Source organism: Pseudomonas sp. PDM04 (assembly GCF_014851765.1).
Taxonomy (GTDB): domain Bacteria; phylum Pseudomonadota; class Gammaproteobacteria; order Pseudomonadales; family Pseudomonadaceae; genus Aquipseudomonas.
Map to the genome: position 1 here is coordinate 557,483 of NZ_JACVAI010000003.1, position 21,604 is coordinate 579,086.

The window sequence follows — 21,604 nt, forward strand, 5'->3', positions numbered from 1 at the left end:
GCCGCAGCCTCCGTGGAAGAACCTAATGAAAAGCGCAGAAATCCGTGAAGCCTTCCTTCGCTTCTTCGAAGAGCAAGGCCACACCCGTGTAGCCTCCAGCTCTTTGATTCCGGGCAACGACCCAACCCTGCTGTTCACCAACGCGGGGATGAACCAGTTCAAGGACTGCTTCCTGGGCCAGGAAAAGCGCGCGTACACCCGCGCCGTCAGCAGCCAGAAATGCGTGCGCGCCGGCGGCAAGCACAACGACCTGGAAAACGTCGGTTATACCGCCCGTCACCACACCTTCTTCGAAATGCTGGGTAACTTCAGCTTCGGCGACTACTTCAAGCGCGACGCGATCACCTACGCCTGGACCTTCCTGACGTCGGACAAGTGGTTGAACCTGCCGAAGGAAAAGCTCTGGGTCACCGTCTATGCCAGCGATGACGAGGCGTACGACATCTGGACCCGGGAGATCGGCGTTCCGGCCGAGCGCATGGTGCGCATCGGCGACAACAAGGGCGCGCCGTACGCCTCCGACAACTTCTGGACCATGGGCGATACCGGCCCGTGCGGTCCTTGCACCGAGATTTTCTACGATCACGGCGCCGACATCTGGGGTGGCCCGCCAGGCTCGCCGGAAGAAGACGGCGACCGCTACATCGAAATCTGGAACAACGTGTTCATGCAGTTCAACCGCACTGCCGATGGCGTGCTGCACCCGCTGCCAGCACCGTCGGTGGACACCGGAATGGGCCTGGAGCGCATCAGTGCCGTGCTGCAGCACGTTCACTCGAACTATGAAATCGACCTGTTCCAGAGCCTGCTGAACGCATCGGCCAAGGCCATCGGCTGCACCAACGACGCCCAAGCGTCGCTGAAAGTGGTGGCCGACCACATTCGTTCCTGCGGTTTCCTGATCGCCGACGGCGTGCTGCCGTCCAACGAGGGCCGCGGTTACGTGCTGCGCCGTATCATCCGTCGCGCCTGCCGTCACGGCAACAAGCTGGGGGCCAAGGGCAGTTTCTTCTATCAGATCGTCGCGGCCCTGGTCGCCGAGATGGGCGAAGCCTTCCCCGAGCTGAAATCCCAGCAGGCGCACATCGAGCGCGTGCTCAAAGCCGAAGAAGAGCAGTTCGCCAAGACACTGGAGCAGGGCCTGAAGATCCTCGAGCAGGACCTGGCCGACCTCAAGGGCGACGTGGTGCCGGGCGACGTGGTGTTCAAGCTCTACGACACCTACGGCTTCCCGATGGACCTGACCGGCGACATCGCTCGCGAACGCAACCTGACCCTGGACGAAGCGGGCTTCGAACGCGAAATGGAAGCCCAGCGCGTCCGTGCCCGTTCCGCCAGCTCCTTCGGCATGGACTACAACAGCCTGGTCAAGGTTGACGTGGACACCCAATTCACCGGTTACCACGCCACCAGCGGTTCGGCGAAAGTCGTGGCGCTCTATAAGGACGGGCAATCGGTCGACGTATTGAATGAAGGCGAAGAAGGCGTGGTCGTGCTCGACCAGACGCCGTTCTACGCTGAATCCGGCGGCCAGATCGGCGACTGCGGTTTCATTCAGGCCGGCAACGGTCGTTTCGATGTGCGCGACACCACCAAGACCGGTGGCGCGTTCCTGCACCACGGTGTGCAGGCGTCGGGCAGCCTGACCATTGCTTCGCCGGTTGAAACCCACGTTGAAGCCGACGTGCGTCACGCCACTTCGCTGAACCACTCGGCCACGCACCTGCTGCACGCCGCGTTGCGCAAGGTGTTGGGCGATCATGTCCAGCAGAAGGGCTCGCTGGTCGACAGTCAGCGTCTGCGATTCGACTTCAGCCACTTCGAGGCGATCAAGCCTGAACAACTGAAGGCGCTGGAAGACATCGTCAACGCCGAGATCCGCAGGAACTCCGCCGTTGAAACCGAAGAAACCGACATCGACACCGCCAAGAAGAAAGGCGCCATGGCGCTGTTTGGCGAGAAGTATGGCGACAACGTGCGTGTGCTGAGCATGGGCGGTGATTTCTCCGTCGAGCTGTGCGGCGGCATCCACGCCAACCGTACCGGCGACATCGGCCTGCTGAAAATCATCAGCGAAGGCGGTGTGGCTGCCGGTGTGCGTCGTATCGAGGCCGTCACCGGTGCGGCAGCCCTGGCTTACTTCAACGCGGCTGAAGAACAACTCAAGGAAGCGGCCAGCCTGGTCAAGGGCAGCCGCGACAACCTGATCGACAAGCTGTCGGCTGTGCTGGAGCGCAACCGTCTGCTGGAGAAGCAACTCGAGCAGTTGCAAGCCAAGGCGGCCAGCGCGGCGGGCGACGATCTGTCGGCCTCTGCCCTGGACGTCAAGGGTGTGAAGGTGCTGGCCGTGCGTCTGGACGGGCAGGACGGCAAGGCGCTGCTGGCGCTGGTCGATCAACTGAAAAACAAACTCGGCCGCGCAGTGATCCTGCTCGGCAGTGTCCATGAGGAAAAGGTCGTTCTGGTTGCAGGCGTGACCAAAGACCTGACTGGCCAACTCAAAGCCGGTGATTTGATGAAGCAGGCCGCTGCGGCAGTGGGCGGGAAGGGTGGTGGTCGTCCGGACATGGCGCAAGGCGGCGGTACCGACGCCGGCGCACTGGATGCCGCACTGGCCCTGACCGTTCCGTTTGTAGAGCAGGGTTTATAAGGCAGTGTGTCCAGCCCGCAGTCTAGTGGCGGGCCGGCTCACTGTTTGAGTGATTATTTGGGCGCCCTTCATGGGCAGAGGCGGCTTTGAAATGGCTTTGATCGTACAGAAATTTGGAGGCACCTCGGTCGGCACTGTCGAGAGAATCGAGCAGGTCGCCGACAAGGTTAAGAAATTCCGCGATGCCGGCGATGACCTGGTGGTTGTGCTGTCTGCAATGAGCGGCGAAACCAACCGTCTGATCGATCTGGCCAAGCAAATCAGCGGCGAAGATCAACCGGTTCCGCGTGAACTGGATGTGATCGTCTCCACTGGCGAGCAGGTGACGATTGCACTGTTGGCCATGGCGCTGATCAAGCGCGGCGTGCCGGCCGTGTCCTACACCGGTAACCAGGTGCGGATCCTGACGGACAGCGCTCACAATAAAGCGCGTATCTTGCAGATCGATGACCAGAAGATTCGCGGTGACCTGAAGGCCGGTCGTGTGGTGGTGGTCGCCGGTTTCCAGGGCGTCGACGAGCACGGCAACATCACCACGCTGGGTCGTGGCGGTTCCGACACCACCGGCGTGGCGCTGGCGGCAGCCCTGAAGGCTGACGAATGCCAGATCTACACCGACGTCGACGGCGTCTACACCACCGACCCGCGTGTGGTGTCCGTGGCTCAGCGCCTGGACAAGATCACTTTCGAAGAGATGCTGGAAATGGCCAGCCTCGGTTCCAAGGTGCTGCAGATCCGCGCGGTCGAGTTCGCCGGCAAGTACAACGTTCCGCTGCGCGTACTGCACAGCTTCAAGGAGGGTCCGGGCACCCTCATTACTATCGATGAAGAGGAAACCATGGAACAGCCGATCATTTCCGGCATCGCTTTCAACCGCGATGAAGCCAAGCTGACCATCCGTGGCGTGCCAGACACCCCGGGCGTTGCGTTCAAGATTCTCGGCCCGATCAGCGCCGCGAACATCGAAGTCGACATGATCGTGCAGAACGTTGCGCACGATAACACCACCGACTTCACCTTCACCGTGCACCGCAACGATTACCAGGCCGCCCAGGGCGTGCTGGAAAACACGGCGCGTGAAATCGGTGCACGTGAAGTGGTGGGTGACACCAAGATCGCCAAGGTTTCGATCGTCGGTGTCGGCATGCGTTCGCACGCGGGCGTGGCCAGCCGCATGTTCGAATCCCTGGCCAAGGAAAGCATCAACATCCAGATGATCTCGACCTCGGAAATCAAGGTTTCCGTGGTGATCGAAGAGAAATACCTGGAACTGGCTGTGCGCGCTCTGCACACGGCTTTCGAACTGGACGCACCGGCCCGCCAGGGCGAGTGATGCGTTTGCCGAAGGGCGCGGTCTGACCGCGCCCTTTTGTTTTTTGAATGGCGCAGCTGGAAACTGTTCTTTTGCCTGCGCTGGTCAATACTCAGGCATGTAGGGCAGCGATCGTTCAGGTTGTCGGTCGAATGCCTTTTTTTTGCAGACTGTTGTCCCTGAAATGAAATGCGTGAGGAGATAGGTATGCTGATTCTGACTCGTCGGTGCGCAGAAAGCCTGATTATCGGTGATGGCGAAATCACCGTGACCGTGCTCGGCGTCAAAGGAAATCAAGTACGCATTGGTGTCAACGCACCGAAAGAGGTTGCGGTGCACCGTGAGGAAATTTACCTGCGTATAAAGAAAGAGAAGGACGAAGAACCAAGCCATTAATTTTTATCGTTTTTTATGTTTGCAAACGGGGAAGAAGCTGGTTAATATACGCCCCGTGTTGCGGAGAGCTGGCCGAGTGGCCGAAGGCGCTCCCCTGCTAAGGGAGTACACCTCAAAAGGGTGTCGGGGGTTCGAATCCCCCGTTCTCCGCCATTATTCGCTTAGTACGTTGTAATCTGGCTTCTTCGGTAAGTTGTTGAAATTACTAGAAAAAAGCGCTTTACAAAAAGATTTGACGGCCTATAATGCGCGGCAACAAATGCACTCGTAGCTCAGCTGGATAGAGTACTCGGCTACGAACCGAGCGGTCACAGGTTCGAATCCTGTCGAGTGCACCATTTAAGAGTTGTTTGCAGTGATGTAAATGACTTGGCTTCAACCAGTTGTGATCTGGTATAAAACCACACATGCACTCGTAGCTCAGCTGGATAGAGTACTCGGCTACGAACCGAGCGGTCACAGGTTCGAATCCTGTCGAGTGCACCATACACCAGAAAGCCCGCGTTTAACGCGGGCTTTTTGCTGTCCGGGATTTGGCTTTTCCTTTCGTGCATCCTTTCTCATCGAATTCGACGTGAGCGCTGCGACCCTGCCGGGTGTCGTAGCGGTAGCTCGTGGCAGCGTTGCGCACGGTAATCCTGTCGGGCCTGCCAAGCGCGCTTTCGACATCCTGCTGGCTCATGCCGGCGACAATCCGCTGGTTCATGATGGCTTCCCGGCGTTCCCGGGCGCTGATCAGGTTTCCGCAGGCGTCCTTGCTCTGACCCACCACCGTGGGCTCCTTCCTGAGGTGCTCGGGTGCCTTGCGCGGGTCAGCCTCCGGCATCAGTGCGACGATGCTGCCGGGTATGAACGTGCGCACCTCCTGCAACGAGAGACTCTCCCCGGTCGCGCAGCCCTGAGTGGTGAAAGTGATTTGGCCAGCCGTGGACTCGCATCGGTGAACCGTCGCGGCCCCTGCCGGGATCGGCAGGCAGAGCAGGGTGGTCAGCAGAAAAGAATGTATATCCGATGGCATCAAACGTCCTCCATGACGGTCTGACACAAGGTTAGTCCGTACATTTTTCAGCGCGGGTGTGTTTTCTTTTCAGAATGAGTCGTCGCATCTTCATGAATCAGGATGACGCTCAGGTTTGTCTCGCAAGCGCTTGTTTCAGCCAAGATTTTTTAACGTTAAAAACCGTCGGGCGGTGTATCATTGCGCCCGTCAGCCCCGCCGGGGCTTGTGGAATACCTCCATGGACTTACCCAGTAGAAATTCAGTAAACCGTTGTTCCAATCAAGAATTGACTGATTGATCCTCCCGGCGTGCTCCGCTGCTGGGAGTGGAGTTCGCCTATGTCCGAAGTTGAAGTAAAGAAAACACAAGACAGCCTGCAGGATCGCCTCGCTCAGGTCGTTGAGCTGTTGCAGCGCCAGCGGGTCGTCGAAGACCTGACTCATCGCCAGGAAGGTCCGCATCAAGACCGGGTCGAGAGCCTGGTTCACCGGCAAAACCTCGTCGAGCTGCAACGCAAGCTCGATGACCTGCACTCCGCCGACGTCGCCTACATCCTTGAAGCCCTGCCGCTGGACGATCGTCTGACGCTGTGGCAATTGGTCAAGGCTGATCGTGACGGCGACATCCTGCTCGAAGTCTCCGATGCGGTCCGTGAAACCCTGATCGCCGACATGGACGATCACGAGCTCCTGGCGGCGACCAGGGACATGGACGCCGACGAACTCGCCGACCTCGCCTCCGAGCTGCCGCGCGACGTCGTTCATGAGCTGATGGAAACCCTCGATGCGCAACAGCGTGAGCGCGTTCGCTCCGCGTTGTCCTATGACGAGGAACAGGTCGGTGCGCTGATGGACTTCGAGATGGTGACGATCCGCGAGGATGTCAGTCTCGAAGTGGTCCTGCGCTACCTGCGGCGGCTCAAGGAGCTGCCGGGGCATACCGACAAATTGTTCGTGGTCGATTACGACGGCATCCTCAAAGGCGTGTTGCCGATCAAGCGCCTGCTGGTCAACGATCCGGACAAGCAGGTCTCGGAGGTCATGGCCAGTGACCCGGTGAGCTTCCACCCTGACGAAGATGCCTACGACGCCGCCCAGGCGTTCGAACGTTATGACTTGATCTCGGCGCCGGTGGTCGACAAGAACGGCAAGCTGATCGGTCGACTGACCATCGACGAAATGGTCGACCTGATTCGTGAAGAGAGCGAAAGCGAAGTTCTCAACATGGCGGGTCTGCGTGAAGAGGAAGATATTTTCGCGTCGGTCTGGAAGTCCCTGCGCAACCGCTGGGCCTGGCTGGCGGTCAACCTGATCACCGCGTTCATTGCGTCCCGTGTGATCGGTCTGTTTGAAGGTTCTATCGAGAAGCTGGTGGCCCTCGCGGCCCTGATGCCGATCGTGGCCGGCATCGGCGGCAACTCCGGTAACCAGACCATCACCATGATCGTTCGCGCCATGGCGCTGGACCAGGTGAGCACCGGCAATACCTCGCGACTGATGCGCAAGGAGTTGGCGGTCGCGTTGATCAATGGCCTGGTGTGGGGCGGGGTGATAGGCGTCGTCGCCTATATGTTGTACGGCAGTTGGTCGCTTGGGGTGGTGATGACCGCCGCCATGACGCTCAACCTGCTGCTGGCCGCGTTGATGGGGGTGCTGATCCCCATGACCCTGGCGCGCCTGGGGCGCGATCCGGCGATGGGCGCCAGCGTGATGATCACGGCAATGACCGACAGCGGCGGCTTCTTTATCTTCCTGGGGCTGGCAACGATCTTCCTGCTCTGACGCTTCATACGAAAGCCCGCCACTGGCGGGTTTTTTTTGGCCTGAATTTCAGGCAAAAAAAAGCCAGCGGTCAGGCTGGCTTTGAGCGTTCAGTTGAATCAGGAGGCGTCTGCGGCCATTTCGGCGTCATGGGCAATCAGCGAAACAAGAGCGTTTTGCTGGCGATGGGAAAGTTGGCGGAAGCGTTGCAGCAGCTCTCGTTCATGCAAAGACAGCTCAGGGCTGTCCAGTCGCATGCTCAGCTCTTCACCCAGTGCGCCTTCCTGAATAAGACTCTGCTCCAGGCGCGCAATGATTTCGGAGTTCATGCTGCGATGGTGATTGCGGGCCACCTCGGCAATGCGTTCACGCATTCCGTCTGGCAGACGTACGACAAACTTGTCAGCCGTACGGCTGGAATAAATTGCCTGTTTCGCTGGGCGCATATATTTAACCGGTTAGTTCAGGGGAGCGGTTCTCGGGATTGGCCGCACGATGTCTGATAGGACAAGCACTTCGGCCAAATGTTCAACCTGAATTGAAAGAGGCTCGCATCATGCCTCAAAGTAGCCAGATCATTGGCGTCAATTCTGTGACAAATATTGAACCGGATAAAGGCTTTATGCCAGCACCAATTATCAGAAATGCGGACTGGTTTGAAAAGCGCACCTCGATCCGTATCGCTGACCGCGTCCTGTTGCCCGACAGGCGGTGTCCGGAGACCTCCGAAGGGGCAAACAATGCGAACTCCGTCACATTTCCTTATCTTATACAGAATAGTGGCAAATGGCCGATTTACTAGTGGCAATTCGATCATAGGGGTTGATTCAGGATGGATGGCAGGCTGATTTACCTGATGGGGCCGTCAGGGTCCGGCAAGGACAGCCTTATCGAGGCCGCGCGGCAGCGGTTGCTGACGCAGGGCTGCGAAGTCGCGCGCCGGATCATCACGCGTTCGGCGGAAGCGGTGGGGGAGGATGCGATTGGCGTCTCCCGCGAAGAATTTGCGCGCCGCCAGCAGCAAGGCGACTATGCGTTGCACTGGCATGCCAATGGCCTGGATTACGCGATCCCGGTTTCGGTCGATCAATGGCTGCTGGAGGGTCGCGATGTGCTGGTCAACGGCTCTCGGGGGCATCTGAGCCAGGCACGGGCGCGTTACCCGAAGCTGCTGCCGATTCTGTTGACGGTCACCGATGATGTGCTGCGCGAGCGGCTACTGCGGCGTGGGCGTGAAAGCCCGGAGGAGATTGATGCGCGATTGCGGCGCAATCAAATGTTCGTGGCTGATGATGAGGTGGGCGATACCCGCATTTATCGCCTGGACAACTCCGCCGACCTTGGCACGACGGTCGACCATTTGATGGACGTGCTGAAAATCAGCGCAGTACCGGATCGAACTTGATCTTGCGACCGGCAATCAGCGCCAGCACGAACAGCACCGAGAACACACCGCAGGCAATCAGGGGCAGGGTGACCATTGAATCCTGGAACAGGGACAAATGAAGAATCCCGCTCAGAAGGGCGAGAATGAAAAATCCCGCGGCTGACTTGGACATGCTGTGCTCCTTCGGTGTGGGGTCAAAATACCAGGCGTTCGGAAGAGGGCGCCGGTTGCGAATAACTGTCCTGGGTGACTGGCTGGCCGATCACCTCATGCTGGCTGCCCTGCACCGCCCACTGCGGCGCCTTCTGCAATTGCAGGTAGTGCGGCATGTGCTGGGCCACCGGCTCAGCGCCGTTCTCAGGGGCAAAATGAAAGCCCAGCACAATCGCCAGGGCGACGGCATTCGAAAGTAAAAGGGCTGTGTTCATGAGGCGGGCCTCCATTGTTCTTTGCGAACAACGGAAGCAGCCGGCGTGCCAACAGTCTAACGTCTATTAAATCATTTAAAAACAGTACGTTAGGAGGGTATGTCGAAGTGCTCGCATTGCAATTTGCATTGATAGCATTTTGCAGTGATGCAATTTGCCCGACAAACAAATCCCGCCCTGCCGGAGGGCGCCTGCCTACACTTAAAAAGCCCCACGGACGACATGACAAACGCAGGCATGCCCGTTAACATGCACGCCGTCCATCGCACCGCGTTTCTCGTGGTCGACTCTTGTCTCAGTAGCTCAATTGGATAGAGCATCCCCCTCCTAAGGGGAAGGTTGGCAGTTCGAACCTGCCCTGGGACACCACTCTTCAGCCAGCCAGCGCGATTGCGCGCTGACTGTCACGCTTCAGCTTCCCTTGCCCATCAAACCGCGCCGTTACAACCGGAAACGGCTGACCAGCGTATTGAACGAGGCCGCCAGGTTGGACAGTTCCTGGGTTGAAGCGCTGGTCTGATGTGCGCCTGCCGCCGTTTGCGTGGAAAGGTCCTGGATGTTGACCAGGTTGCGATCCACTTCCCGCGCCACGTGCGCCTGTTCTTCGGACGCTGTGGCGATCACGAGGTTGCGGTCGTTGATCTGGGAAATGCCGTCGGCAATCAGCTCCAGTGCCTGGCCCGTCGCCTGCGCCAGGCTTTGGGTTTCGCTGACCAGCGACTGGCTTTTACCCATGGCGCCCACGGCTTCGTCGGCACTGTTGCGAACGCTGTTGATCATGCCTTCGATCTCGCCGGTCGAGGCCTGGGTCCTGGCCGCGAGGGCACGGACCTCGTCGGCGACCACGGCAAAACCGCGACCCTGTTCGCCGGCCCGGGCCGCTTCGATGGCGGCGTTCAGTGCCAGCAGGTTGGTCTGCTCGGCGATCCCGCGAATCACATCCAGCACCTTGCCGATGTCCCGCACCTGTTCAGCCAGATCCTTGACCATGGTGGTGGAGGTGGCGATTTCGGTCGTGGCATTGTTGATCGCCGCGACTGCATTTCGCGCCTGGTCGCGGCCATTGCTGGCTTGCAGGCTGGTCGCCTGGGAGGCCTCTGAAGTGGAGACGGCATTGCGCGCCACTTCTTCCACGGCGGAGGTCATTTCCGTGACGGCGGTGGCGGCCTGTTGAATCTCGTCGTTCTGGCGGATCAAGCCACGGCTGCCATTGTCGGTGACGGCAGTCAGCTCTTCAGCGGCGGACGCCAACTGGTCGGCTGCGCTGGCGATCTGCTCGATGGTGTTTTTCAGGCTGCCCTGCATGTCGGCCAGTGCCGTGAGCAGTTGGCCGGCCTCGTCGCGGCCGGTGCTGGTGATGTGCTGGGTCAGGTCACCCCCGGCGATGCTGCGGGCGCTCGCAACGGCGTAGGCGATGGGACGGCTGATCAGGCGACTGATGAACAGGCCGAGCAGGATCGCGGCGATGAAGGCCAGCACGATGCCGATGTACAGCGAGGTCTTGGCCGACGACTCCGACAGCACCGAATTCTTGGCCGCTTCACTGACTTGCAGGTCGTTGGATTCGGACATGATGGTCAATTCGTCCATGACCACGCGGTAGGTCTTCTGCAAATCTCCCATGAGCAGGAGGCGGCCGTTCTCCAGGTCGCCGGCCTTCATCAGTTCCAGGTACTTTTGCACGATCGCCTGATACACCGGCCAGACTTTTTCCATCCTGTCGCCCGCGGCTCGCTCGTCGTCGGCCAGCCTGGTTTTCCTGTACTCGACAAAGGCTTTTTCGCTCGCCTGCTGGTTGGCCTTCATCGACGCGAGGAACTCGTCTTTGGTGCTCTGCGGCAAACCGGCGGCCGTGGCGACGTACAGCCGATACATGTCGCGGGTCTGTCCAACTGCCTTGATTTTGGTCTGCGCGATGCCGGCGACAGCCACCAGATTGTTGCTGAACACCGACCTCAAGCTTGTCGAGAGTTCACTCACGCCCCGGCTGCCCAGCAGGCCGACTCCCAACGTGATGAAGGCACACAGCGCAAAGGCTGTGATCAATTTGGTCGAGAGTTTTGCGTCATTGATCCAACTCATAAGGCATCCTGCGGGCAATTGGCGGGCGGGGAGTTCCGGGTCGAAACTCGTCCAGAAAAAAATCAAGTCGTCGTACGTCTTTCGGCAGAAGCCCGAAAGTCTGTAGGGTTGTTTGCTACTTTTTTGCCATTTTTTGTAACAAAAATGGCCCGGTTTCTCTGCGGAATCCGCATGTTAAAGCGCGATATTTTTCTCAACAATCCTTGAGAGTGCCGATTTAGAGCATTCAGCACAAACATACAAAAGATGGCACTTGGCCTTTTCTTCTTGTTGCCAAGTGTTACATTGTGTGAAATATTCCCCGCAAATTCATACGACATCGTACCTCTTGATCTTGGTTTTCAAGGTGAAGGGGACAGGTGTTCCTGTTTTTCACAACCGTGAAAAAACCAAAGCAGTTGCCTGGGGAAGGACTCATGCCGCGTCGCATTGATAAAGGAAAAAGCAGGGCGTATGCCTTTGCAGGTTTGATTACGCTGACGCTCGCCACGGCCGGCGTGGCCCGTGGCGAGTCACTCGACAGCGCCTCGTCCGCCGGCAAGCGCCTGGCTGTAGCCGCCGACTGTGTGGCGTGTCACACCGCACCGGGCGGGAAGGCGTTTGCCGGTGGCTACTCGCTCAGCTCGCCGATGGGCACCCTCTTCTCGACCAACATCACGCCTTCGAAAACCGCCGGTATCGGCAACTACACCGCCGAGCAATTCGCCCGCGCCGTACGGGATGGCGTCACGCCTGATGGCACCCACCTGTACCCGGCAATGCCGTACACCTCCTATTCGAAGATGACCGACAGCGACATCGCCGCGCTCTACGATTACTTCATGCATGAAGTGCAGCCGGTCGATACGCCGAACCGGAAAACCGCGCTGGACTTCCCGTTCAGTGTCCGTGCCTCGATGATCGGCTGGAACGCCCTGTTCCACAGCACGCGGCGCTTCACACCGGACCCGGCCAAGTCGGCCGAGGTCAACCGTGGCGACTACCTGGTCAACGGCCTGGCTCACTGCGATACCTGCCACACCCCGCGCAACCTGCTGATGGCGGCTGACAGTGGCAAGCCGCTGGCCGGCGGATCGCTGGGCAGTTGGTATGCCCCCAATATCACCTCCGACAAGGTCAGCGGTATTGGCGCCTGGTCGAGCGACGAGCTCGTCGCGTACCTGCGCACCGGGCATGTCGAGGGCAAGGCCCAGGCCGCTGGCCCCATGGCCGAGGCGGTCGAGCACAGTCTGCAATACCTGAGCGACGCCGATCTCAAGGCCATCGCCACTTACCTGCTGCAGACCACGCCGATCAAGACCGGCGAGGCCAAGGCCCGCCATGAGTACGGTCAGGCGTCGGCCGATGAGCTGACCCTGCGCGGCGGCAAGCCCGAAGACAACCCGGGCTGGCACATTTTCAGCGGCACCTGTGCCAACTGTCACCAGCCAAACGGCCAGGGCAACAAGGAATTTCCGTCGCTGTTCAACAACACCGCCACCGCGCGCAGCGACAACCTGATCGCGACCATCGTGTACGGCGTGCATCGCGAAGTCGGCGGCGTGGCCATCGACATGCCCGGGTTTGGCCCGGACGCGCTGTTCACCGACCGCCTGAACGATCAGCAGATTGCCGACGTCAGCAACTACGTGCTGTCGCGCTACGGCAATGCCGATCGCGTCGTTTCGGCGGCCGATGTGGCGCTGGTCCGTGAAGGTGGCCCGAAGGCGCCGCTGGCGGTGCTGGCGAAGTTCACGGTCCCGGCAGTCATCCTCGTGTGCGTGCTGATCGGCCTGTTGGTGTTTTCCCGTCGTCGCAAGGGAGCCTGAGTAATGGACACTTCAATGACGCACAAGCAAGTTCCGGTTCAAGCCGAAGCCCCGACAGGGTTCTCCCGGCGCAATCTGTTGCGCGGTTCCGTGGCCCTTGGGCTGACGGCGCTGGTCAGCGGCGCAATGCCCTGGCAGTCGGTGCTGGCCGCGCAGGTTTCCAGTGACGACTTCATCGCGCTGTCGCAGTTTCTGGTCAGTCGCCCGGTCAACCCGGTGTTGGCCGCGCGCTACTACGCCGCGCTGGACAAGCGCGCGCCGAATTTCTCGACCAATGCCCTGGCCCTGAAACAACTGATCCAGGCCAAGGGCTACAAGCATGTCGATGAGTACCTGGCCCAGCCCGACGCGGATGCGTCGCTGAAGGCGACGGCCACCAGCATCATCTCGGCCTGGTACCTGGGCATCGTCGGAGAGCCGGCGGATGCGGAGCTGGTCGCTTATTCCCAAGCCATGATGTACCTGCCGACCCACGGCATTCTCATCATCCCAACTTACGGTGGCGGCCCGGCTACATGGGGCGCCAAACCAGCAGCTATTCAGGATGCGAAAGTATGAGCAGCGATCAATTCGATGCCGATGTGGTCATCATCGGCTCCGGCGTCATGGGCGGCCTGATCGCCACGGGCCTGGCCAAGGCGAACAAGTCGGTGATCGTGCTCGAGGCCGGTCCTCGGGTGAATCGCCGTGACGTCGTGGAGACCTTCCGCAATGCCCCGGTCAAGCTGTCGCTGGCCAACGCCAAGCTGCAGGGTGCGGGTTCGCCGTACCCGAGCCTGCCTCACGCGCCGTCCACGTACGGCGACTATCTGCAACAGGTCGGCCCGGTGAAATACAACACCTCCTACCTGCGAGTGGTCGGTGGCACCACCTGGCACTTCGGCTCGTCCCTGTGGCGCATGCTGCCCAACGACTTCCGCCTCAAATCGCTCTACGGCCGTGGTCGTGACTGGCCGATCAGTTATGACGAACTGGAGCCGTTCTACGCCCGCGCCGAACTCGAGCTGGGCGTCTCCGGTGTCGATGGCCAGGATGAAAGCGGGCAGGGCGGCGAAGCATTCCCGCCGCGTTCGATTCCGTATCCGATGGAAGGGCTGAAACCGAGCTACATGTTCAAGCGCCTGTCCGAGTTGTTGAGCAAGGGCGGCTACAACCCGATCCTCGAACCCAATGGTCGAGCCACCCGACCCTACGGCAAGCGCCCGCCCTGCGCCGGTAACAACAACTGCAACCCGGTGTGCCCGACGGCCGCCAAGTACGACGGTTCGATGCACATCGATGAGGCCGAGCGCCATGGCGCCAAGGTTCTGGACAATTCGGTCGTGTACAGGATCGAAGCCGGCGACGATGGCAAAATCACCGCCATCTGGTACATGCGCCCCGACAAGTCCAAGCACAAGCTGACCGCCCGCGCCTTTGTCCTCGCGGCCTACGGCATCGAATCGCCGAAGCTGTTGCTGATGTCGACATCGGACAAATACCCGAACGGGATTGCCAACTCTTCGGATCAGGTCGGGCGCAACCTGATGGACCACACCGGCATCAGCATGAACGTCATGACCAAGGAAGACATGTGGCCGGGCCAGGGGCCGACGCAATTGCTGGTCTACCTGAACAGCCGCGATGGTGCGTTCCGCGAGCAGTATCCGAGCTACAAGATCAAGGTCCGTAACACCGTGCCGACCTCGCAGATCACCTCGAACCTGATCGCCAAAGGCGTGCTGGGCTCCAGGCTGGATGAGCAGATCCAACTGCAATCGGCGCGCTCGCTGAACTGGGCCGTGGACTTCGAAACCCTGCCGCTCCCGGAAAACCGCGTCACGCCGAGCAAGACCAAGTTCGATGCCATTGGCCTGCCGGTGCCGGAAATCTACTACAGCGTGCCGGACTACTGGCACGCCGGCAAAGAAAAGGCGCTGGAAGACTTCAAGCAGTTCGCCAAACTGCTCGATGCCGACATCGTCAGCACCGACGTGGGCTTCCAGAACCGTCAGCACATCATGGGCACGACCATCATGGGCGACGATCCGAAGGACTCGGTGGTCGACCGCGATTGCCGAACCCATGACCACCCGAACCTGTTCATCGCCGGGACCAGCGTGATGCCATCGTCCTCCTGCGTGAACCCGACACTGACCGGTGCGGCGTTGAGCATCCGCATCGCCGACGTGCTGGTGGGCGAGGTCTGACTCGCGGGTTGTCCCGTGCGTTCGAAATAAAAGCAGTATCGTGAATAATCAGCCCGGCTTTGTTAAGTTGGGCGCCTTCACCTACTGCTTTTTTGCGACGCCAGGAAACTGCGCCGCGCATTCGGAACTGTTCATGGCCAAGAAACCCGCAGCGCTCTCCACTGACCCATCAGCCTCCAGGACGCCTTCCAGCCTGACCCTGATCGATGTGGCCAAGGTCGCCGGGGTTTCGCCGATGACCGTGTCCAGGGCGTTGCACCGGCCGGAACTGGTTTCCGAAAACACTCGCGAAAAAGTCCGTGAAGCGGTGCGTCAGACCGGTTATGTGCCCAATATGCTGGCCGGTGGCCTGGCCAGTAACAAAAGCCGCCTGGTGGCTATTTTCCTGCCGACCATCGCCAACTCCATTTTTGCCGACACCGTGCAAGCGCTGATGGACCGTCTGACCCAGGCGGGCTACCAGACGCTGCTGGGCCTGACCGGTTATTCGGCGGAACAGGAAGAGAAACTGCTCGAAGCCGTCCTCGGACGACGCCCCGATGGCATCGTGCTGACCGGCACCCTGCACACCGAATCCAGTCGCCTGCGCCTCGCGCAAGCCGGTATTCCGGTGGTGGAGGCCTGGGACCTGAGTGAAGATCCCCTGGACATGCTGGTGGGTTTTTCCCATGAGAAAGTGGGGGAGCAGACCGCTCGGCATCTGGTCGCCAAGGGCTACAAGCGCTTCTCCGTGGTCAGCATCAGCGACCCCCGGGGCTTGCGTCGTTGCCACAGCCTGATCGCCGAGCTCAAGCGACTGGGCGTTGGCGAGGTGCCCATGGAAGTCCTGGCGCCACCGGCAACGCTGGAAGTCGGACGCGAAGGTCTGCAACGGCTGCTGGATCAGCCCACGCAACCTGAGATCGTCGTCTGCAGTTCCGACACCGTCGCCCAAGGCGTGTTGGCCGAGGCCGCCAGTCGCGGATTGAAGGTGCCGCAAGATCTCGCCGTCATGGGCTTCGGCGACCTGAGCAGTGCGGCACATGTTTACCCGGCGCTGTCCACCGTCAGCGTCGACGGCAAAACCATTGGCCTGCGTGTGGCCCAGGCGCTTCTGGAGCGCTTCGAAAACCCGACGTCCCAGCATGATCCGGTGCGCATCGACACCGGTTTCACCCTCATCGACCGCGCCAGCACCTGAACCGAAAATCGGTTTGGCGACAGGTGCAGGGTTGAATGATTGCGCAATCAGTGTAGTATCGATTCGAAGGTCGCCTTGTTTTGCCGAGGGTGACCTTTTTAAAAACCAATAATGATTGCGCAATCATCAGCTGTTCACGGGAGCTTCAAGGGCCATACGGATTCACCGCTGCAACTCACAATAAGGAAAACAACAGTGATCAATCCCACGCAGTCGATAGCGAAGACCAACGTCCGCTATCTCATCCTTGTGATGATTTTCATCGTCACGGTGTTCAACTACGTTGACCGGGCAACGCTGTCGATTGCCGCCCCCAGCATGCGCACCGATCTTGGCTTCGACGCCATGACCATGGGCATTGCCTTCTCGGCATTCGGCTGGGCGTACACCTCGATGCAGCTCCCGGGCGGCATCATTCTCGACCGCTTCGGCTCCCGGCTTGTGCTGGGCATGAGCCTGATCATCTGGTCGGTCTTCACGTTTCTGCAGGGTTACGTCGACCTGTTCAGCTCGGCCTTCCTCGCACTCTTTGTCCTGCGCTTCATGATGGGAATTGCCGAAGCGCCAGCGTTCCCGGCCAACAACCGCCTGACGGTGATGTGGTTCCCGCGTCACGAGCGTGGCCTGGCCACGGCGGTGTTTCAGTCGGCCCAGTATTTTGCCCTGGCCGCGTTCACCCCCCTGATGGTCTGGCTGGTCAGTACCTGGGGTTGGCAGCATGTGTTCTGGGTCACCGGCGGCGCGGGCATTCTGATTGGCCTGCTGTGGTTTCGCATGGTCCACGAGCCGCGCAAGGACAAGCGCGTCAACCAGGCGGAAATCGACTACATCGAAGCCGGCGGCGGCCTGCCCACCCTCGGTGACGTGAAGACCCCCTTCAGTTGGAAAAGAATGAAGGCCATCGGCGGCAACCGGATGATGGCGGGGATCTACCTGGGCCAGTTCTGCCTGACGTCCATCACCTGGTTTTTCCTGACCTGGTTCCCCACCTACCTGATCGAAGCCAAGGGCATGACCATGCTCAAGGTCGGTCTGGTAGCGGCCATTCCACCCATCGCCGGATGCCTGGGCGGCATGATCGGCGGGGGCTGGTCGGACTGGATGCTGCGCAAGGGGTTCAGCCTCACTGCCGCACGCAAGACCCCGATCATCTGCGGGCTGCTGCTCTCCAGCAGCATCGTGATCGCCAACTACACCCAGTCGATTGCCCTGGTCATTCTGGTGATGTCGATTGCCTTTTTTGCCAAGGGCGTCGGCAACCTGGGCTGGTGCATCGTCGGCGATGTTTCCCCGGCCCGGGCCATGGGCGTGAGCGGGGCGATGTTCAACTTCTGCGGCAACCTGGCCAGCATCGTCACCCCAATCGCCATCGGCGTGATGATCAACCAGCTGGGCTCCTTCGACGTCGCGCTGATGTACGTGGCGGGGATGGGGTTGCTGGGCGCGTTCGCCTACCTGTTCATCGTCGGCCCACTCAAGCGCCTGGAGCTCGATGACTTTGAAGACCCGGCGGCGCAGCCCGTCGAAAACGCCTCGTTGAATTCCGAACCGTCCCGTTCCTGAGCCTTTTCAATCCAAGGAGAGCCCCATGCTCGCACAACAACCTTCCATCAAGTCCTCCGATGACGACCGTATCGCCTGGGTGCGCGTGTCGTCGGTCATCCTGCCGCTGGCCAACCCGATCAGTGATGCCAAGGTTCTGACCGGTCGGCAGAAGCCGATGACCGAGATCGCCATTCTGTTCGCGGAAATCGAAACCATCGACGGCCATCGCGGCCTGGGCTTCAGCTACTCGAAACGTGCAGGCGGTCCAGGGCAATTCGCCCACGCCCAGGAAATTGCCCCCGCTTTGATCGGTGAAAACCCCAGCGACATCGCCAAGCTCTGGACCAAGCTGTGCTGGGCCGGCGCCTCGGTAGGGCGCAGCGGTATGTCGACCCAGGCCATCGGCGCGTTCGATGTGGCGCTGTGGGACTTGAAGGCCAAGCGCGCCAACCTGTCGCTGGCGCGCCTGCTGGGTGCCCAGCGTGATTCGGTGCGCTGCTACAACACCTCCGGTGGATTCCTGCACACCCCGCTGGATCAACTGTTGAAGAACACCGACCTGTCCCGGGAAAAGGGCATTGGCGGGATCAAGTTGAAAGTCGGACAACCGGATTGCGCCATCGACATCCAGCGCGTCAGCACCGTGCGCAAGCACCTGGGCGACCAATTCCCGCTGATGGTCGATGCCAATCAGCAGTGGGATCGCCCAACGGCCCAGCGCATGTGCCGTCAGTTCGAAGCGTACAACCTGATCTGGATCGAGGAACCGTTGGATTGCTACGACGCCGAAGGCCACGCCGCGCTGGCGCAGCAATTCGATACGCCGATTGCCACCGGTGAAATGCTCACCAGCGTCGCCGAGCATGCCGAGTTCATCAAGTTGCGCGGCGCCGATTTCCTGATGCCCGATGCGCCACGGGTAGGCGGCATCACACCGTACCTGAAGGTCGCGGCCATGGCCGAGCAGGCCGGTTTGATGCTGGCGCCGCATTTCGCCATGGAGCTGCACGTGCACTTGGCGGCGGCTTATCCGACCGAGCCGTGGGTCGAGCACTTCGAATGGCTCGAGCCGCTGTTCAACGAACGCCTGGAAACCCGCGACGGCCGCATGCTGGTGCCGACCCGGCCGGGCCTGGGGCTGACCCTCAGCGAGCAGGTCAAACCCTGGACGGCGCAGGCAGCCGAGGTCGGCACGCGTCCGTGACCCACCGTCGGTCGTTCGCTGTCGTGGCGCAGCGGGCGACCGTTTATGGCTCGTGCTGAGCACACCCGTCACGGGTGCGCAGGTGACGCGCCAGGCGATGGCGGATCTGGTCTTCGAAAATCTGGAGGGCTATTTCGACCGCGCAAGACGGGTGACGCCGGTCGCGCTGTAGAGCATCCGATGATTTTTGGCGGTGGAAGACATTTGCGTGCCCATTCCTTCAAGTGAACGGCCTTGCTGGCCGATAACGTGGACAGCCATGATCTTCTACTTAAAATTGCCTGGAAATCTTCGATGCTGTCGTATCACCAAAAGCGTTTTCTGATCGTCGATGATTTCTCCGATTTCCGTAGCTCGGTCCGCTCCATGCTGCGCGAACTGGGGGTCAAGGACGTCGACACGGCCGACACCGGCGAGCAGGCGCTGAAGATGTGTTCGCAGAAAGCCTACGATTTCATCCTGCAGGACTTCCATCTCGGCGACGGCAAGAAAAATGGACAGCAGGTGCTCGAAGACCTGATGTCCGAAAAATTGATCAGCCATGAAGCCGTGTTCGTCATGGTCACCGCCGAGACCAGCCAGGCCATGGTGCTCAGCGCCCTGGAGCACGAGCCCGACGCTTATCTGACCAAGCCGTTCAACCGCTCGGGCCTGGCCCAGCGCCTGGAGCGCCTGGAGCAGCGCAAGACCTTGCTCAAGCCGATTTTGCAGGCCCTCGACCGTGGCAAACCGGCCGAAGTGCTCAATGCCTGCATCGCCCTGTGCAAGCAGGACATCCGCTATTCGCCACTGTGCCTGCGCTACCGCGCCGATGCCCTGCGAGACCTGAATCAGAATGAAGCGTTGGAGCGCCTGTACGACAGCATCATTGCCGACCGGCCGTTGCCTTGGGCTTTTGCCGGGTTGGGTCAACTGCTGTTCAAGCGCGGACAAGTCGCCCAGGCCAAGGGCGTCTATGAAAAAGCCCTGAAGGTGTTCCCGATGATGCCGGCGCTGTACGACGGCATGGCGGATGTGCTGGTCGCCGAAGGTGACACCAAGGGCGCGCAGCAGGTGTTGGAGGAGGCGATTCGTTTGTCGCCGCTGGCCGTGCGCCGCCAGGCGCTGCTGGGCAAGCTGGCGATGGCCAACGAAGATTTCGACACGGCGTCTCGGGCGTACCGGCAGGCGGTCAGCCAGGGCGCACAATCGCGTTTCAAGGATGCCGAAAGCAACCTCGGCCTGGCCCATGCCCTGATCAGCAAAGGCAGTGACAGGGGGCTGGATACCCGCACGCGCCTGGAGATCAACACCACCCTGAGCGCCGTGGCCAAGGAAAACCCCGGTGACCCGGGCCTGCAGATTCGTGCACGGCTGATGAAGGCCACCAGCCTGTTGCTCAACGATGCCGAAACCGCGGACAAACTCACCGAACAAGCCATGCTGCGCCTCGATGGCATGGAGCAGTTCATGAGCGCCGAAGCTGCGCTGCTGGTGGCCAAGCAGTTGCAGATGCTCGGCCAGGCCGATGCGGGGGCGTCGATGCTGAAAAACTGCGCCGAAATCTACGGCGACGACCCGAACGTGATGAAAGGCATCGCCAAGCTGACCGATGACCCCAACATCCTCAACTCCAGCAATGCGGCAGCCGATCTCAACCGACAGGGCGTGCGGGTGTACAAGACCGGCAACCTGGCGGAAGCACGGACCGTGTTCCGCAAAGCCCTGGCGATGCAGCCAAAGAACATCAGTATCGCGCTGAACATGGCGCAGTCGCTGCTGCATGGCACGGACACCAGTGTGCCGTCGGCGGAACTGGAAGAGTGTCGGGCCTGCCTGAAAATGGTCGGCCTGATGCCGGACACCGATGCGCGCTTCCCGCGTTACCAGAAACTGAAAATCAAGGCGTTTGGCGAATGAACAAGGACGACCCGTCACTGGATTTTTCCACGGTGATTGCCTCCACCGTGCACGACATGAAGAACTCCCTGACCTTGCTGATGCAGGCCCACAGCCAATGGCTGGAACGTTTGCCCGACCCACAGGGGCAGACGCCGGAGCAGGGCGTGATCGAGTTCGAGTTCGCCCACCTCAACGGCATGCTCGTGCAGCTGCTGGGGCTGTACAAGCTCGGCGTCAACCAGATGCCGTTGCAACCGGCCTATCACGAACTGGACGATTTCATCGAGGCGCAGCTGGCCTGTCATCAGGACGTGTTCGCCAGTCGCGGCATCATGGCCACTTATGAAGTGGACCCGCTGAGCCCGTTGGGCTTTTTCGACCGGGAGCTGATCGCGTCGGTGCTGGGCAACTGCATCAATAACGCCGTTCGTTACGCTCGCCACGCGGTGTTGATCAGTGTCAGCGATGAAGCCGGGCAACTGGTGCTGACGATCAATGACGATGGCGACGGGTATCCGACCGAGATGATCGAGCGTCAGGCAGACTACGTGCAGGGCATCAACCACAGCAGTGGCAGTACCGGCCTGGGCCTGTATTTCGCCGGACGGATTGCGGCGTTGCACCAGCGCAACGGCGTGGGCGGGTACACGCGGATCAGCAATGGTGGTCCGTTGGGCGGCGGTGTGTTCAGCCTCTATCTGCCGTGATGTTTTTGTTTTTCGCTGCTTGATATTCCGAACAGGTGCAGCCTATTTTGTACGGTCGCCGTTCGCGGCTTGCAC

18 protein-coding genes, 4 tRNA genes and 1 pseudogene are annotated in these 21,604 nt (G+C 60.4%); 17 read left to right on the forward strand and 6 right to left on the reverse strand.

All coding sequences use genetic code 11. The annotated features are described in order from the left end of the window. The first annotated feature begins 25 nt into the window (after nt 1–25). The 6 genes from alaS to IB249_RS14555 all read left to right on the forward strand — a co-directional run bounded on the left by alaS (nt 26) and on the right by IB249_RS14555 (nt 4,844). Complete coding sequence (alaS, locus tag IB249_RS14530) at nt 26–2,650, forward strand: alanine--tRNA ligase (protein ID WP_192305804.1); 2,625 nt, start codon at nt 26–28, stop codon at nt 2,648–2,650. 91 nt (nt 2,651–2,741) lie between these two features. Beyond that, entirely contained in the window at nt 2,742–3,983 is a 1,242-nt protein-coding gene (locus IB249_RS14535; RefSeq protein ID WP_192305806.1) for an aspartate kinase, read from the forward strand. 186 nt (nt 3,984–4,169) lie between these two features. Next, nucleotides 4,170–4,358, forward strand: coding sequence for a carbon storage regulator CsrA (csrA, locus tag IB249_RS14540; RefSeq protein ID WP_002554426.1), 189 nt, complete (start codon nt 4,170–4,172; stop codon nt 4,356–4,358). Between the two features lie 62 nt (nt 4,359–4,420). Next, nucleotides 4,421–4,511: transfer RNA gene (locus IB249_RS14545), tRNA-Ser, on the forward strand. 108 nt (nt 4,512–4,619) lie between these two features. Further along, nucleotides 4,620–4,696 (forward strand) — tRNA-Arg (locus IB249_RS14550). Nucleotides 4,697–4,767: 71 nt separating this feature from the next. Next, a tRNA-Arg gene (locus IB249_RS14555) sits at nt 4,768–4,844 on the forward strand. A 19-nt stretch (nt 4,845–4,863) separates the two neighbouring features. Here the strand turns inward: IB249_RS14555 and IB249_RS14560 are convergent. After that, complete coding sequence (locus IB249_RS14560) at nt 4,864–5,376, reverse strand: cell envelope protein SmpA (protein ID WP_192306401.1); 513 nt, start codon at nt 5,374–5,376, stop codon at nt 4,864–4,866. A gap of 320 nt (nt 5,377–5,696) precedes the next feature. Between IB249_RS14560 and mgtE the strand changes: the two genes are divergently transcribed. Then, on the forward strand, nt 5,697–7,139 hold the full coding sequence (gene mgtE / locus IB249_RS14565; protein WP_192305808.1) for a magnesium transporter: 1,443 nt from the start codon (nt 5,697–5,699) through the stop codon (nt 7,137–7,139). Between the two features lie 98 nt (nt 7,140–7,237). Here mgtE and IB249_RS14570 read toward each other — a convergent pair whose 3' ends face one another. Then, complete coding sequence (locus IB249_RS14570; RefSeq protein ID WP_192305810.1) at nt 7,238–7,564, reverse strand: Arc family DNA-binding protein; 327 nt, start codon at nt 7,562–7,564, stop codon at nt 7,238–7,240. A gap of 386 nt (nt 7,565–7,950) precedes the next feature. On the opposite strand from IB249_RS14570, the gene phnN reads away from it, so the two are divergent. Then, nucleotides 7,951–8,523, forward strand: a complete 573-nt coding sequence (gene phnN / locus IB249_RS14575) for a phosphonate metabolism protein/1,5-bisphosphokinase (PRPP-forming) PhnN (protein WP_192305812.1) — start codon at nt 7,951–7,953, stop codon at nt 8,521–8,523. On the opposite strand, the gene IB249_RS14580 is transcribed toward phnN, so the two are convergent. Then, on the reverse strand, nt 8,498–8,677 hold the full coding sequence (locus IB249_RS14580) for a PA3371 family protein (RefSeq protein ID WP_192305814.1): 180 nt from the start codon (nt 8,675–8,677) through the stop codon (nt 8,498–8,500). The genes phnN and IB249_RS14580 overlap by 26 nt on opposite strands. 22 nt (nt 8,678–8,699) lie before the next feature. Next, complete coding sequence (locus IB249_RS14585) at nt 8,700–8,933, reverse strand: hypothetical protein (RefSeq protein ID WP_192305816.1); 234 nt, start codon at nt 8,931–8,933, stop codon at nt 8,700–8,702. A 292-nt stretch (nt 8,934–9,225) separates the two neighbouring features. Between IB249_RS14585 and IB249_RS14590 the strand changes: the two genes are divergently transcribed. Beyond that, a tRNA-Arg gene (locus tag IB249_RS14590) sits at nt 9,226–9,302 on the forward strand. A gap of 72 nt (nt 9,303–9,374) precedes the next feature. On the opposite strand, the gene IB249_RS30195 is transcribed toward IB249_RS14590, so the two are convergent. Together IB249_RS30195 and IB249_RS30200 are read right to left on the reverse strand one after the other, a co-directional pair. Next, entirely contained in the window at nt 9,375–10,238 is an 864-nt protein-coding gene (locus tag IB249_RS30195) for a methyl-accepting chemotaxis protein (RefSeq protein WP_412548012.1), read from the reverse strand. Beyond that, nucleotides 10,233–11,015 (reverse strand): annotated as a pseudogene (locus tag IB249_RS30200) (MCP four helix bundle domain-containing protein); the annotation flags it as partial. The pseudogene IB249_RS30200 and the gene IB249_RS30195, both read right to left, overlap by 6 nt. A 416-nt stretch (nt 11,016–11,431) precedes the next feature. Between IB249_RS30200 and IB249_RS14600 the strand changes: the two are divergent. The 8 genes from IB249_RS14600 to IB249_RS14635 all read left to right on the forward strand — a co-directional run bounded on the left by IB249_RS14600 (nt 11,432) and on the right by IB249_RS14635 (nt 21,529). After that, on the forward strand, nt 11,432–12,823 hold the full coding sequence (locus tag IB249_RS14600) for a cytochrome c (protein WP_192305820.1): 1,392 nt from the start codon (nt 11,432–11,434) through the stop codon (nt 12,821–12,823). Nucleotides 12,824–12,826: 3 nt separating this feature from the next. Next, the gene (locus IB249_RS14605) at nt 12,827–13,381 is read left to right on the forward strand and encodes a sugar dehydrogenase complex small subunit (RefSeq protein WP_192305822.1); all 555 of its coding nucleotides are present in this window, start codon (nt 12,827–12,829) and stop codon (nt 13,379–13,381) included. After that, entirely contained in the window at nt 13,378–15,012 is a 1,635-nt protein-coding gene (locus IB249_RS14610) for a GMC family oxidoreductase (RefSeq protein ID WP_192305824.1), read from the forward strand. Before IB249_RS14605 ends, IB249_RS14610 begins: the two co-directional genes overlap by 4 nt. 133 nt (nt 15,013–15,145) lie before the next feature. Next, the gene (locus IB249_RS14615) at nt 15,146–16,192 is read left to right on the forward strand and encodes a LacI family DNA-binding transcriptional regulator (protein ID WP_192305826.1); all 1,047 of its coding nucleotides are present in this window, start codon (nt 15,146–15,148) and stop codon (nt 16,190–16,192) included. A 195-nt stretch (nt 16,193–16,387) separates the two neighbouring features. Beyond that, nucleotides 16,388–17,755 carry an MFS transporter gene (locus tag IB249_RS14620; RefSeq protein WP_192305828.1) on the forward strand — a complete coding sequence of 456 codons (1,368 nt, stop codon included), beginning with the start codon at nt 16,388–16,390 and terminating at the stop codon, nt 17,753–17,755. Nucleotides 17,756–17,780: 25 nt separating this feature from the next. Beyond that, nucleotides 17,781–18,941 (forward strand): L-talarate/galactarate dehydratase, encoded by a 1,161-nt coding sequence (locus IB249_RS14625; RefSeq protein ID WP_192305830.1) that lies wholly within the window; start codon nt 17,781–17,783, stop codon nt 18,939–18,941. 294 nt (nt 18,942–19,235) lie between these two features. After that, nucleotides 19,236–20,840 carry a tetratricopeptide repeat-containing response regulator gene (locus IB249_RS14630; protein WP_192305833.1) on the forward strand — a complete coding sequence of 535 codons (1,605 nt, stop codon included), beginning with the start codon at nt 19,236–19,238 and terminating at the stop codon, nt 20,838–20,840. Then, a complete protein-coding gene (locus IB249_RS14635; RefSeq protein WP_192305835.1) occupies nt 20,837–21,529 on the forward strand; it encodes a sensor histidine kinase in 693 nt (230 codons plus the stop codon). Before IB249_RS14630 ends, IB249_RS14635 begins: the two co-directional genes overlap by 4 nt. Nucleotides 21,530–21,604 lie beyond the last annotated feature (75 nt).

Bases quoted from the DNA above. Each gene is read 5' to 3' on its own strand.
- alaS (WP_192305804.1), top strand. From the start codon at position 26: ATGAAAAGCGCAGAAATCCGTGAAGCCTTCCTTCGCTTCTTCGAAGAG.
- IB249_RS14535 (WP_192305806.1), top strand. From the start codon at position 2,742: ATGGCTTTGATCGTACAGAAATTTGGAGGCACCTCGGTCGGCACTGTC.
- csrA (WP_002554426.1), top strand. From the start codon at position 4,170: ATGCTGATTCTGACTCGTCGGTGCGCAGAAAGCCTGATTATCGGTGAT.
- IB249_RS14560 (WP_192306401.1), bottom strand. From the start codon at position 5,376: ATGCCATCGGATATACATTCTTTTCTGCTGACCACCCTGCTCTGCCTG.
- mgtE (WP_192305808.1), top strand. From the start codon at position 5,697: ATGTCCGAAGTTGAAGTAAAGAAAACACAAGACAGCCTGCAGGATCGC.
- IB249_RS14570 (WP_192305810.1), bottom strand. From the start codon at position 7,564: ATGCGCCCAGCGAAACAGGCAATTTATTCCAGCCGTACGGCTGACAAG.
- phnN (WP_192305812.1), top strand. From the start codon at position 7,951: ATGGATGGCAGGCTGATTTACCTGATGGGGCCGTCAGGGTCCGGCAAG.
- IB249_RS14580 (WP_192305814.1), bottom strand. From the start codon at position 8,677: ATGTCCAAGTCAGCCGCGGGATTTTTCATTCTCGCCCTTCTGAGCGGG.
- IB249_RS14585 (WP_192305816.1), bottom strand. From the start codon at position 8,933: ATGAACACAGCCCTTTTACTTTCGAATGCCGTCGCCCTGGCGATTGTG.
- IB249_RS30195 (WP_412548012.1), bottom strand. From the start codon at position 10,238: ATGCAGGGCAGCCTGAAAAACACCATCGAGCAGATCGCCAGCGCAGCC.
- IB249_RS14600 (WP_192305820.1), top strand. From the start codon at position 11,432: ATGCCGCGTCGCATTGATAAAGGAAAAAGCAGGGCGTATGCCTTTGCA.
- IB249_RS14605 (WP_192305822.1), top strand. From the start codon at position 12,827: ATGGACACTTCAATGACGCACAAGCAAGTTCCGGTTCAAGCCGAAGCC.
- IB249_RS14610 (WP_192305824.1), top strand. From the start codon at position 13,378: ATGAGCAGCGATCAATTCGATGCCGATGTGGTCATCATCGGCTCCGGC.
- IB249_RS14615 (WP_192305826.1), top strand. From the start codon at position 15,146: ATGGCCAAGAAACCCGCAGCGCTCTCCACTGACCCATCAGCCTCCAGG.
- IB249_RS14625 (WP_192305830.1), top strand. From the start codon at position 17,781: ATGCTCGCACAACAACCTTCCATCAAGTCCTCCGATGACGACCGTATC.
- IB249_RS14630 (WP_192305833.1), top strand. From the start codon at position 19,236: ATGCTGTCGTATCACCAAAAGCGTTTTCTGATCGTCGATGATTTCTCC.
- IB249_RS14635 (WP_192305835.1), top strand. From the start codon at position 20,837: ATGAACAAGGACGACCCGTCACTGGATTTTTCCACGGTGATTGCCTCC.